The sequence below is a fragment of the Legionella lytica genome (assembly GCF_023921225.1).
Taxonomy (GTDB): domain Bacteria; phylum Pseudomonadota; class Gammaproteobacteria; order Legionellales; family Legionellaceae; genus Legionella; species Legionella lytica.
In genome coordinates this window covers 332,924-345,101 of sequence record NZ_CP071528.1, presented here as the reverse complement: position 1 = coordinate 345,101, position 12,178 = coordinate 332,924, and the positions used below count along the sequence as shown (strand labels likewise).

The window sequence follows — 12,178 nt, the reverse complement described above, 5'->3', positions numbered from 1 at the left end:
AATTTTTCATGGCATGGCTTGGAGTAGTACAGACTATGTTTGCTGGACTTAAAAGCCCAGCCTGCCTTAAGTTATTCGTTATCTTTGTTTTCCAATTTATGACCATCGAGATGGCGCTCTTGACGTTCATTTTCTTGCTTGGCAATTTGCTTTTCCTTTTTGGTCCTGCCAAATTTAACGCGATTTTCAGAAGCTTTCTTTTCTTTTTCTACACGAGCTTTTGCCTTTCTTTTTTTGTTAAGATTAATGATTTCTGCCATAGTACTCTCTATCGATACGCTCTTTATACTATAGCGCAGCCAGCTATGAATCAAAAGGTACGCACGGCTACAATACTAATAATCTATTGACAATTTATGGAGCTTTAAGGAACTATCGCGTGTAGATGATTATTAAAATCAAGTCCCTATGGGACGGTAGTTAGGAACAAATCATGGACAACCTCTACCTAAACTTACAGTAGATGATTCCGTTAAGGAAGCTAGCTGTTTATATGATGTTACGCCGGATCATCAATTTGTTATTGATAATCATCGTGATTACCCACAGATCGCTTTTGCTGCGGGACTATCTGGTCATGCATATAAAATGTGTAATATTCTCGGCCAAATATTGGTAGATCTTGTAACCAAACAATCAACAGAGTTCGATATTTCGTTCTTATCATTAAATCGTTTTTAAGTATATTTTGGCGGCTAGCAACTACATACTCATCGCAACTTTGTCCATACCCCAAGGCTTTCCCTCTGGGGCTAGTGAAGATTTCTTAGCGTCTACGGACCAGTCCGATCCCCCGAAAATAGATTGATATAAGTGCAATTAGTTGATTAAATAAAAAAATTGGTAGGTTATAATGAGAAGAGAACACCTTACCTACTAGCGACAGCATGAATATGGAACCATTATGAGCATTATAGATAGCCGATTAACATCGATTAATTCTTTTGGAGAATTTGATGCATTAAAACAAAACCCTGAATTTTTTGAGGACGTGGTAAGAACAATTCTTGCGCGACACAACTTGCCTTTGTTCTTTGAATATTTATAAAACTATATTGCTGATTTGGTCAGAAGATATATTAACTTCCTGATGAACGTGAATCCTTGTTTTATCCCCAGAAAAGAAGGAGTAGGATGAGAGAGAGTGTCTCACCACATTTTTTGCTTTATCCATCGATTTGTAAAAAACAGGCTCGGCTACAATATCGTGTATCCCACCGATAATCCCACCCAGCGCTCCTAGAAAAACACTCCAACCAACCAACGTGAAAGGAGCACCAACTACAAAACCTAAGGCTAAACCTACAACTGCACCAATAATTGTTCCCCGGCCTGTACCCACTGCAATACGCTGGGTCCAAGGTAGGGTATCTGCACTCATTGTTCTTTCATCGGGCTCTATTTTGCGGGCTAAACACATAATAAATAAACCTGCAAACCAGCCAACGAGGCTACCAAGAGCAGAGCCAATAAGGGCGGCATGAATTAACCCCGCTCCAGGACAGAATGTGTAAGCAAGTACAATACCTATATAGCTAAAAAAATTAGCAGTGCTACGGGCGGCGTAAGACCAGCTGTTTTCAGTAGAGCAGGAAACTCCCCAAGACATTTCAAAATAAGAAGATACTTTTTGACCATAAAAACCTAAACCTAGGCCGGCAATAATTGAAAGAGCGCTTGCACCAAGAGCAATAGCGATTTCGACACTTAGGCCGGGTATAAGTGCAGGTCCTAAAAGTCCACCTAAAACTGTACCTAGAGCCACACCAAGAGTGAGACCTGAGCGAACGTAATTGTTATTAAACAGTGAGCGATCTTCGGTCACCAAAATGCCTCGGGCTTTTTCCTCCTCTTTGTTACGCGTCATATAATTAATAAGTGGTACAAAAGCCATGACCGCAAAAAAGGTAGCTACTGCAGCAATCGCGCTGTAGAGGGTTATATTGCTTGTGCTTGTTAGTGTGTCACAATCATCTAGGTAGGAGGAGAGGCCACCAATAAATTGTCCCATAGAAGCCCCCAGAACAAGGGCTGTTTTAGCATATTTGGACCATCCTTCAGCGCCCATTTGCGCATCAATGCTTTCTTCTTCTTGCGGTAGGCTGCCATCATAATGGTGAAGAATAAAGGCAAATAGACCGATCATTGAACCCATAAGCATGCTGTGCAGGGAAATGGATAGCTTGCGATTCGATAAAGAGCTGTTTAGCGAAGCAAAAATAATTCCTAAGGAAGAGCCTAGGCTTGCGAGGGTTTTTAAGTTTCGATATAAGGGATTTTTTGAATTGGGTTTCGTATATAAATCAAAATGCATACAAATACGATGAATCAGTTGTTCTCCTAATACCCAACAAATAAAGGTGGCAATGGTGTTGCTTAAGTTGAGTTTCATGCTGGAATCACCATCAATATCCTCAAGTGCATAATAGATGGCTATTGCTATGGCTCCTGTCATCGGTTTTGCTAATTCAACATAGCGTGCTTGATAGTTTGCTGTTTCTTTTAATACTAGGCCCATATTTATTAATCCCACTATTAATTGATAATTGGCTATCTTTTTTTCTTACTGACAGCAAGATAAGCATTTGGCGCGCATAATAAATTGATATAAAATAATAAACAATGACCAAGTTTAGAATCACATTGATGCAAAATTTGCATGAATCTAATGGGTATATAAAATGACTGATTTTATAATTAGTGATGCATTGGTATTTTTAAGCGTGGCGGAAGAGGGGAGTTTTGCTGCTGCGGCTAAAAAATTATTTATTTCCTCTTCGGTTATCAGCAAGCGAATTAGCCGTTTGGAAAATCAACTTCGCGTCCAATTGATTCAAAGAACCACGCGCACAATGGCGCTTACTGAAAGTGGTCAGCTCTTTTATGAGCATTGCAAACGGATTAAATCTGAAATTAATGATGCGGCCGATAAAATCCAGCAACAACATCAAATTCCATCGGGGCTTTTGCGGATTAATGCGCCGATGAGTTTTGGCCAGGTTCATCTTATTCCGGCGGTGAATGATTTTCTGGTTTTGTATCCGGAAATGAAAATCGAATTAATTCTTGGCAGTCAATATGCGAATTTTATTTACAAAGGATTAGATTTGGCCATTTTCATTAATGACTTGCCAGATACCTCTTTATTAAAATCGCGAAAAATTGCGATTCGTGACAGTGGTGTTTTTGGTTCTCCAGACTATTTTACACGATTTGGTGTACCTGAAACTCCAGAAGATCTAACACAGCATAATTGTCTTATTTATCAATCTGAGCCAGGAAATTCATTGGGTATAGGGCAAAAACATGAATGGCGTTTTTATGATAAAAAAGAAAAATTGAGTATTCCTGTATCTGGGAATCTACGTATTAATAGTAATCAAGGTTTGGTAAAAGCGGCATTAGCTGGAGTAGGTTTAGTTAAGTTATCTAGTTTTATGGTTACGGAAGAGGTTAAAGCCGGTAGATTAGTTAGTGTGTTAAGTGACTATTGTGCGCATGATATTAATATTCATGCAGCTTATCCAAACCAACGTTATTTACCTTCTAAAGTACGGGTGTTTATTGATTTCCTGTTGGAACGATTTGATTCAGAAAATTATTGGAAAAGTATTTGAGCGGGTGTGTAACCGATGAAATTTATAAAAGTTGTAGCCCGTATTCGCGCGGCGTAATACGGTAGGGGTGCTAATAGGGCTACGGTTATGAATTTTATAATTTATTGATTAAACTCGAGTTTGAATTATTTAACTCGTGCTGTTGAACCTGTTCAAACGGTTTTTGAAGCACGTAACACTGATATAAAGAATCAGGAATAACGGAGTACATGGATGGTGTTCTTTTACTGGTTCCCAAGACGTTTAAATGATATTTCTCTTCAAATTCCTTTTTAGTAAAAAGTACAGGTGATAAGCCTGAGGCCAGCATCATTCCATGAGTACTCAAGAGCGGTAATAAGCGCTCTAAGTTTTTTTCTGCATCGACTCTAGTGACAATATTTTCATTAATAGGGCCTCCAGAAAGGATAATGCCACGAACTTTTTTGCAATATTTTTTATAGTCATCTGATTTGCTAAAACTCTCTACTGTCATATTGATTACTTCGATATCATATTGTGCGTAGGGCGCAAAGTTTATTTGGGCAGTAGCATATTGAGATGGGTCCGGTTCTATAAATATATATTTGAACCCGGCTTGTTCCTGGATGAGTCTATCGATAAGTTTTATCGCTAAACGCCCTTTTCCACCGCCGACGTCCATAAGAACCAGTGGGGTGTGTTTTTGGGCTAAAGGTAGGATATATTGGACAAATTTTTCCACCATAAATACATCGCTTACTTCATCATAGTGTGCTTCGACTTCCGCAGATTCCCAATTACTTTGCCAAAATAATGTGGTCAATGGTTTTACTTGAGTGCGGAATTGTTTTTTAGAGATAACTTCAATATTTTCTTCGGGAATATTATTAATCAATAGTTTAATTGATTCATCAAAATCTTCTGCTTTGCAGAAAAAATGTTTTTTGGCGCATGCTTTTTTAAATTCAAAAGTAATATAATAACTGGCTTCTGAAACCTCCGCGATCATCCCCTCAAACTCGGTAATTTTGAGTACGGAAATTTCATCATGATACGCTGCAACATCTAGGTGGGTTGAGGTTTGATGCGCTGGGCGCAATGCATTTTGAACGTACTGGTTTAATTTAAATTCATTATCTATTTCTAGGATAGTACCGTATTGTGCTATTGCTGTTTTTAGTGTTGCTACATTATAATTTTTAGTTCCAGAAAGACATGGATTTTTCTGGTGAACATCCATACATAGGGCGTACAAATATTGTATTGCATTGGAAATTAGATGGTTTCTATCTTGGTTATGATGCATGTAGTCATTCTCTATATTTAGATAAATAGGCAAATAATAGCACAGTTAGCTTATTAATTGAAATGTTCGCTGGCCTACCCATAAAGCAGAGCAATTCGGTTTAGATACCGAAGATTTTTATAGTTAATTTCATTACTGCAAAAACATTAAAATAGTGGGCTTTTAATCGATTTGTGCCATAGAAGCACTGGATAATTCATACAGTTATTGCAAAGGATAGTGTATAATAAAGCCACAACTAATTTCCGTATTTAAAGTGAGTTCAGATGAGTTACGTAATTTCTGCGCTTTATAAATTTGTATTATTAAGCGACTATTTGCAGTTACAAGAGCCTTTATTAAGTTTTATGAAACTTCATAAAATCAGAGGAACTTTATTATTGGCTGAAGAAGGTATCAATGGCACTGTTGCAGGAACTAGAGAAGCAATCGATGCTCTTTATGGCTGGTTTAATGAACATAGTTCTTTAGTGAATATTGTCTATAAAGAATCTTTTGCTGATGAAATTCCTTTTAATCGAACCAAAGTAAAATTGAAAAAGGAAATTGTCACTTTGGGTGTGGAGGGAGTCTCTCCAAATGATGTTGTTGGAACTTATGTAAAACCTAAGGAATGGAATGCCTTAATTAGTTCCGATGATGTTACTGTCATTGATACGCGAAATGATTATGAAGTACAAATTGGGACTTTTAAAAATGCGATTAATCCAAATACCGCATCGTTTCGTGAGTTTCCCCAATATGTAGCAGAGAACCTTTCACCTGAAACCCATAAAAAGGTCGCGATGTATTGTACCGGGGGTATTCGCTGTGAAAAATCAACAGCTTACTTAAAAATGCTAGGTTTTGAAGAGGTTTATCATTTGGAAGGCGGGATTTTAAAGTACTTAGAAGAAGTGCCGGAAGCTGAATCCTTATGGGAAGGGGAGTGTTTTGTATTTGATGATCGTGTTGCTGTAAATCACTCATTGGAGAAAGGTAGTTACGCCCAATGTCATGCCTGCCGTTTACCGATTAGCGAAGAAGACATGCGTAGTGAGTCTTATGTTCAAGGGGTTAGCTGTCCTCATTGCGTTGATCAGCATACTGAGATACAAAAACAACGCCATCAAGAACGAGAAAAACAAAATCAATTAGCAAAAGCGCGTGGTGAAACACACATTGGTGGCGATGTTGCTGCAATTATTCAGACGCGTAAAGAAATGAAACAAAATCAACGCAGAGCAAGTGCATCAGAGTAAACATGCGTTGGGAAAAGGAGTATGCTGGGCTGAAAAGCCCAGCAGGTATCATCTGTGTTGCTAATAAATAAAAAGAAGCTTCACGCTGTTTTTGAATAAGTATAATAGGTAGAGCTCATACCACAAAAACCAATAGTATTACCGAGAGCCCCTCCAAAACTGTAACCTTGCAGTGAACCATGAAGCCAATTCAGAGATTGTTTGAATAAAATGTTAATCATTTAAATAATTCTCAAAAATAAGAGCTTAAAAACACTTCTAAAGCCCAAATTGGCAATAATGCTAAAGTTAAAGGGACGGTGTCATTTGAAGAATGGAAAATACCATTGAAAAACCACCTAAATATTTGAAATTATTACTTAAAGAAGTAGTGACAGCTCTATCCCTTTGAGTATAATGAGCCCCCAATTTTAAATTAATAAGGATGTTATGAGTCTTACAGCTCCAAATAAGAAACTGACGCTATCTGTAATGTTTGCCTTAAGTTGTTATGCAGCAACTTCAGCTTCTAGTAGTTCCCTAGATAAAGACATGAAAGCCCCTTCCGGCGGCGGCGGTATAACAGGTCTTCTTTTACAGCCCGGCGCAAACAATCTTCAATATGCTGTCTATACGACTCCATTGCCATTACCGGCGCCTAACTGGTATCCCAAAACAGTGAATCCAGAATATCGTGCTTCGTTTGATCTAGAACTAAACTATCACTTTGCTGATCGTGTTGATCAAATCGCATTAGACTGGTTGCATTTTAATAGCAACAGCAATGCCAATTTTGCCGCAACGATTCCCAATACTTCTGTTGGCCCAACCTATTATTTTGGTCCAGCTGAACAGTTCTTATTAAATACATCCGCAAGAAGTTCGGTTAAATTCGTTGTTGATGATGTGGGTCTAGTTGTTAAACATCTCATCGTTGTTAGCAAACCCATTCAGGTAGAGCCATTCTTGGGCGTTGATTTTGTTTCCTTGAAAGAAAACATCACGAATGATTATTTAGGAGCAGATCCTGTATACGGCCCCTACGCTCATAGCACCTATATTGAGTCCCATTATACAGGATTTGGTCCTCGTGTTGGACTTGAGGCTCGTTATTTTGCATCGGCCCACTATGGAATCAATACAACAGTAGCTGCTAGTGTCTTGGTAGGTGGTTTAAGGTCTAGCACTAATTTTAAATCCTGGACTGGATATAGTGGTGCCTTGGAGCACAATAATGTTCCAGCGTATACTACACTATCAAAGTTGAACCAAACGGTGATTGTGCCTAAGTTGGATGCTAAAATAGGGCTGTTCTATACTATGCCATTAAGCTCTGGAGCCAATATCTCAGCAGAAGCAGGTTATATGTTTACTACCTATATTAATGCCATTAACCAAGTACTACCAAGCACTTTAGTTCCTGGTTCATGGGAGGCAGGTTCTGTCGCAACTGTAAACCACGCACAACAACAACAAAGTAATCTATCTTTAAACGGACCTTACCTTAGTTTAGTTTGGAAATAGATTTTAGCATTTCGCTCTGGCTTTGCGCACTTTATTATGTGTTTTGAGTCAGGGCTTAAGTGTATGATAAAACCCGTATGAAATTGTCCTGGCACTCAAACATGCAGGGGCTCTTGATTATTAACGTGTTACTTAGCTAAAGCTCTAACCCAAAGAAAAGAACAAATTAGTATCAGTTACTAATGCTCTAAAAACGAACTACTCTCCTATAACGGAAAATAGTTACGGTAAATTCTTCTGAAAAACATCATTATTTAGGAGAAGTGAAAGTATAGTTTTCTTCCTCATCATCAAGCGCGGTTTTAGAATTGCGAATGCCATGCTGTAAGTTTTCAAAGAAGGCTAGTTTCTTCTTGAATGATGAGGTAATTTCAGCAGTATTTTGTTTTTCCTCACTTTGCTGTGGTGTAACTGCACCCTCTTTTTTAGATTCTGCGGATGTCTCAATAGACGCATTAGCCTCCTTCTGGGCCTCTGGTTTTTTTGGGATTTTACCTGGTACAAACTTATTCTCTGTATTTTCTGTAACCTGATTCACTTCAGTACTAACTGGTGCTGCGGTGATTTCTGGTTTGTAGCCGCTCTTAAGAATGGCTTCTTGAGCCGCTATACCTTGCATGATTGGAAGCATCTGTTGTGCCATTTTAACTATGGTAAAGTCAGCCCCAGTTATTCGATGTAAAAAGTTTTTATGCTCTAAACTATGAGGAATCTTATCAATAAAGTTTTCCAATTGCTTGACTTTCTCTTCTGCAGAAAGAGACTTATTCTGCATAAAACCAACCAAAATTTGCGCAGCCATATGTTTTTTTTGATCGACCGAATTCTTCGAGTTTTCATAATCTTTGCCATAATTAGCGGCAACGTCGACCAGGCTACCTAACATTTTGTGTTCTTCCTGAATTTGCGCATTTAAGCTGTCTTTTCTATCTTGTGTAAATAATCTTAATTTGGTTACCCCAGGATTTTCTTTTTGTTGAGCACTCGGGGTATCCTGTAACGAGGCCGCATTTTTGGCCATATCCAATACCTTTGAATAAATTCCCATAAAAGGAATTGAAACGTGTTTATTTTCATAACTACTTAGGTAGGTTACCTTATCATCAACTTTATACCCATTTAAAAATTCTTTAGTCTCCGAAGGCAGGGTGGCAAAAGCTTTTTTCAGGTTAGGATCCTTTTTATATTCTAGCTCCTCAATCATCAATCGTATGGATGCGGCTGTAGCATAATCTCCCTTTTTAAGTAAGTTCTGCGTTGTTTGAGCCCAATAAATGATGTTTTCCTGCATTTTTCCCGATGACTTTTCATGAATAATGGAGTCTCTTACTTGGTCTTGAATTTGAATGCGTATATCCTCCATTGCTTTCATATTTTCTTTATGATTTGCACGATCATCCATGTTGTAGTTTTGGTAATAACCAGCCGCAACAAGAAATAGCCTGGTTGCCATAACGTCTGGGGGATATTGTTTCATCTCAGTTTTCATGGAACTCAGAACAGTGCTGGCTGGACTATTCTGCTCTTTTTGGGGCTCATTTGATACAGACATGAGAATCTCGACAAGAAAAACACTCATAGAAATTATAGTGTATAATACTTGAACTTTCCGAAAATTTAATAAATTTCTTACTAAAAGTACCTGTCTCGCATAAGTACAAAAGCATCAGTTGCAAAGGAAACAAAGTAAATGGTGTCTCAACTTGATTTTTGTATGGGGAAATCAGCACAATAAATGCTAACCTTTTGGCGAAATTGCTTTTCATGGTTTCAATTAAAGGCTGATTTAGCTTGAGGTTTTTTAAGCGATTATCGAGTGTTTCTGGGGGGTTTTCTTAAAAAAGCGATCAAAATAGCTGCTGACCACACGGGTTATCTGTCTTGCTTTCGGGTGAATTTGAATGACGTAGTTGTTAACCGTTACAAGGCCATCCTGGACTAAACTGTCTAACAATTTAAGCTCATCATCAAAATAATCAAGCGGATAATTAAATAGCCCACATTGTTCGTGGAGATCGACTTTCAAGTAACACATAATTTCATCAATAATTTTTTTTCTTAATTGATCTTCAACAGAAATTTCTATGCCGCGCACAATAGGTAATTGATGGTTTAATATGTCACTTTTATATTGTTTTAGATCGGAAGTATTTTGTGCATATCCGTTGCGTAATTGACTGATTGATGAAACTCCAAGACCAATGAGATGCGGTGCACACTCTACACTATATCCTTGGAAATTACGTTTTAATGTTTTTGCATTCAAGGCGCGTGTCATCGCATCAGTGGGTTTCGCGAAATGGTCCAGGCCAATAGGTAAATACCCGCCTTGTTTTAGCTTTTCAGACGCTGTGGTAAACATTTCTATTCGTGTGGCGTTATTCGGTAGGTCGCTTTCTTGAATCAGTTGCATATGTTTTTTCATCCAGTGGACATGGGCATAGGCAAAAAGAGCGATTCGACTGGGGCTTAACAGAAAGACGGCATCTATATTTTTTTTAATACCTTCTATAGTTTGTTTGGGCAAGCCATAAATCAAATCAAGGTTTATGTTGTTAATCCCATACTGTCTAAAAAGATTAATGCAAGATTGAACTAATTCGAATGATTGCACTCGATTGATTGCCTGTTGAACTTCAAGATTAAAATCTTGTGCGCCAATACTCACGCGACTTACCCGCGCAGTTGCATAGGCTTTTATTTTTTCTTCATCGAGGGTACGTGGGTCGACTTCTATAGCTAGTTCGGCGTGAGGAGATATATTAAACAAAGTGTGAATGGTGTTCATCAAATCTAAAAAGAGCCTAGGTGATAATATTGTGGGTGAGCCGCCACCAAAATGAATGTGTGTTACTCTATTGTTCGATAAGAGTGTAGCAACTAACGCTATTTCTTGTTTCAATAGTTCAATATACGCTTCAATGGATGCTTCTTTATTGGAGACTTTAGTAGAGCATCCGCAATACCAACATAATTGCCGGCAAAATGGAATATGAATATAAAGTGACAGAGTTTCCTGTGAGGGGAGTGCATTAAGCCACTGTGAATAGATTGTACTGTCAATCTCTGGAGAAAAGTGAGGGGCTGTTGGGTAGCTTGTATATCTTGGAACCTGACCTTCATAATTTAATATTAATTGCTCGGAAACATCATTTGAAAACATGCAATCACCATTGTAATAAAGAGACTTAGTAATATTAGGGCGTCAGAGGCATTGCCATTCCCTCGCAGGAGAATGACAAATCCTTATTTGCCCATTTATAAGGTTATGAGTTCTTTTGATCCCTTAACTCTAACCACATTGCATTTAATATTGCAAAGGAACAGGCGAGCCCCGTTCCAAGAATCCAAGAGAAATACCACATTATCTTCTCCTTAATGTTAATATGAAGCCAGTTGTTCTTTAATGGTTTTTTCATTGACCTTACCTCGAAGGACACGATAAACCCACGCAGTGTATGCCAGAATAATCGGCAGAAAAATTACCGTTGCAATCAGCATAATAAATAAAGTCATTTGGCTCGAAGAACTATCCCATACCATTAAGCTGTGATTGGGGTGCGTTGATGAAGGCAGAATGAAGGGAAACATACTTACCCCTACAGTTGCGATTAATGAGCCCACACTCACACTGCTTAATATAAAAGCTATAAGTGTTTTATTGATTAACAGAATGGCTAGCCATGCACATATGATACTCAAAAGAGGCACGAATAAAGTAATCGGTGCTGTTTTATAATTAGTGAACCAAGCGCCGGCTTGTATGCCCACGTTTTTATACAAGGGATTTGATGGGCCATCGTGCGGCATGACATTTTGCAAGGCATAACTATCGAGCGCATTAGTCCAAAAGCCCATGATGATGAATAAGATAGTCATCAATAAAGCAGTATAGCGCGCGCTTTTTCTCGCCTTTTGTTGCAATGTTCCCTCGGTTTTTATCTGTATAAAAAATGCACCATGCATCGCGAGCATTAATACCGAAAGTACGCCACAGCAGAGTGCATAGGGATTCAGCAACTGTAAAAAAGTACCGGTGTACATGGCTCTTAAGCTGTCGTCATAATTAAAAGGGACACCCTGTAGAACATTGCCTACGGCCACGCCGAAAATTAGCGTGGGTACAAATCCACCGATAAAAAGTAGCCAATCCCAGGTGGATCTCCACGTCGGGTTATCCAGCTTAGAGCGATATTTAAATCCAACAGGTCTTAAAATTAAAGACAATAAAACAACTAACATCGCCAGATAAAAGCCCGAAAAAGATAAAGCATAAAGATCAGGCCATGCGGCAAAAATTGCTCCACCACCAAGAATAAACCAGACTTGATTTCCTTCCCAAGTAGGTCCTATCGCGTTAATTAAAATACGACGCTCGGTATCCGTTTTCGCAAGCCAGGGTAACCACATGGCAACGCCTAGGTCAAAACCGTCCATTATCGCAAAGCCAATTAATAAAATGCCTAGTAATAGCCACCAGATTATTCTTAAGGTTTCATAATCTAAAATCATGTTGCACTCCGTAATGAATGTCTTCATCAATAAGGTTT

The 12,178-nt window shown here is 38.4% G+C and carries 11 protein-coding genes; 4 read left to right on the top strand and 7 right to left on the bottom strand.

Translation table 11 applies throughout. The features are described 5' to 3' along the window. Positions 1–71: 71 nt before the first annotated feature. Positions 72–260 (bottom strand): DUF4169 family protein, encoded by a 189-nt coding sequence (locus tag J2N86_RS15350; RefSeq protein WP_252582582.1) that lies wholly within the window; start codon positions 258–260, stop codon positions 72–74. A gap of 644 nt (positions 261–904) precedes the next feature. On the opposite strand from J2N86_RS15350, the gene J2N86_RS15345 reads away from it, so the two are divergent. Next, entirely contained in the window at positions 905–1,048 is a 144-nt protein-coding gene (locus J2N86_RS15345) for a hypothetical protein (protein WP_252582581.1), read from the top strand. Here J2N86_RS15345 and J2N86_RS15340 read toward each other — a convergent pair. After that, entirely contained in the window at positions 1,043–2,518 is a 1,476-nt protein-coding gene (locus J2N86_RS15340) for a hypothetical protein (protein WP_252582580.1), read from the bottom strand. The two genes, J2N86_RS15345 and J2N86_RS15340, sit on opposite strands and share 6 nt — an antisense overlap. Positions 2,519–2,681: 163 nt before the next feature. Here J2N86_RS15340 and J2N86_RS15335 point away from each other — a divergent pair, with 163 nt between their 5' ends. After that, positions 2,682–3,617: a LysR family transcriptional regulator gene (locus tag J2N86_RS15335; RefSeq protein WP_252582579.1), complete on the top strand. Its 936-nt coding sequence runs from the start codon at positions 2,682–2,684 to the stop codon at positions 3,615–3,617. Positions 3,618–3,711: 94 nt separating this feature from the next. On the opposite strand, the gene J2N86_RS15330 is transcribed toward J2N86_RS15335, so the two are convergent. After that, on the bottom strand, positions 3,712–4,884 hold the full coding sequence (locus J2N86_RS15330; RefSeq protein ID WP_252582578.1) for a methyltransferase domain-containing protein: 1,173 nt from the start codon (positions 4,882–4,884) through the stop codon (positions 3,712–3,714). A 266-nt stretch (positions 4,885–5,150) separates the two neighbouring features. On the opposite strand from J2N86_RS15330, the gene trhO reads away from it, so the two are divergent. Both trhO and J2N86_RS15320 read left to right on the top strand, forming a co-directional pair. Beyond that, entirely contained in the window at positions 5,151–6,125 is a 975-nt protein-coding gene (gene trhO, locus J2N86_RS15325; protein ID WP_252582577.1) for an oxygen-dependent tRNA uridine(34) hydroxylase TrhO, read from the top strand. 429 nt (positions 6,126–6,554) lie between these two features. Then, entirely contained in the window at positions 6,555–7,628 is a 1,074-nt protein-coding gene (locus tag J2N86_RS15320; protein WP_252582576.1) for an Lpg1974 family pore-forming outer membrane protein, read from the top strand. 250 nt (positions 7,629–7,878) lie between these two features. Here the strand turns inward: J2N86_RS15320 and J2N86_RS15315 are convergent, their stop codons facing one another. The 4 genes from J2N86_RS15315 to cydB all read right to left on the bottom strand — a co-directional run bounded on the left by J2N86_RS15315 (position 7,879) and on the right by cydB (position 12,140). After that, the gene (locus tag J2N86_RS15315) at positions 7,879–9,180 is read right to left on the bottom strand and encodes a hypothetical protein (RefSeq protein ID WP_252582575.1); all 1,302 of its coding nucleotides are present in this window, start codon (positions 9,178–9,180) and stop codon (positions 7,879–7,881) included. A gap of 249 nt (positions 9,181–9,429) precedes the next feature. Next, the gene (gene hemN / locus J2N86_RS15310) at positions 9,430–10,791 is read right to left on the bottom strand and encodes an oxygen-independent coproporphyrinogen III oxidase (RefSeq protein WP_252582574.1); all 1,362 of its coding nucleotides are present in this window, start codon (positions 10,789–10,791) and stop codon (positions 9,430–9,432) included. A gap of 103 nt (positions 10,792–10,894) precedes the next feature. Next, positions 10,895–10,993: a cytochrome bd-I oxidase subunit CydX gene (gene cydX / locus J2N86_RS15305; protein ID WP_252582573.1), complete on the bottom strand. Its 99-nt coding sequence runs from the start codon at positions 10,991–10,993 to the stop codon at positions 10,895–10,897. A gap of 16 nt (positions 10,994–11,009) precedes the next feature. After that, positions 11,010–12,140: a cytochrome d ubiquinol oxidase subunit II gene (gene cydB, locus J2N86_RS15300; protein ID WP_252582572.1), complete on the bottom strand. Its 1,131-nt coding sequence runs from the start codon at positions 12,138–12,140 to the stop codon at positions 11,010–11,012. Positions 12,141–12,178 lie beyond the last annotated feature (38 nt).

Excerpts from the sequence above, each read along its gene's own strand:
- hemN (WP_252582574.1), bottom strand. The coding sequence starts at position 10,791 with ATGTTTTCAAATGATGTTTCCGAGCAATTAATATTAAATTATGAAGGT.
- J2N86_RS15345 (WP_252582581.1), top strand. The coding sequence starts at position 905 with ATGAGCATTATAGATAGCCGATTAACATCGATTAATTCTTTTGGAGAA.
- J2N86_RS15340 (WP_252582580.1), bottom strand. The coding sequence starts at position 2,518 with ATGGGCCTAGTATTAAAAGAAACAGCAAACTATCAAGCACGCTATGTT.
- J2N86_RS15320 (WP_252582576.1), top strand. The coding sequence starts at position 6,555 with ATGAGTCTTACAGCTCCAAATAAGAAACTGACGCTATCTGTAATGTTT.
- J2N86_RS15330 (WP_252582578.1), bottom strand. The coding sequence starts at position 4,884 with ATGCATCATAACCAAGATAGAAACCATCTAATTTCCAATGCAATACAA.
- trhO (WP_252582577.1), top strand. The coding sequence starts at position 5,151 with ATGAGTTACGTAATTTCTGCGCTTTATAAATTTGTATTATTAAGCGAC.
- J2N86_RS15315 (WP_252582575.1), bottom strand. The coding sequence starts at position 9,180 with ATGTCTGTATCAAATGAGCCCCAAAAAGAGCAGAATAGTCCAGCCAGC.
- J2N86_RS15350 (WP_252582582.1), bottom strand. The coding sequence starts at position 260 with ATGGCAGAAATCATTAATCTTAACAAAAAAAGAAAGGCAAAAGCTCGT.
- J2N86_RS15335 (WP_252582579.1), top strand. The coding sequence starts at position 2,682 with ATGACTGATTTTATAATTAGTGATGCATTGGTATTTTTAAGCGTGGCG.
- cydX (WP_252582573.1), bottom strand. The coding sequence starts at position 10,993 with ATGTGGTATTTCTCTTGGATTCTTGGAACGGGGCTCGCCTGTTCCTTT.
- cydB (WP_252582572.1), bottom strand. The coding sequence starts at position 12,140 with ATGATTTTAGATTATGAAACCTTAAGAATAATCTGGTGGCTATTACTA.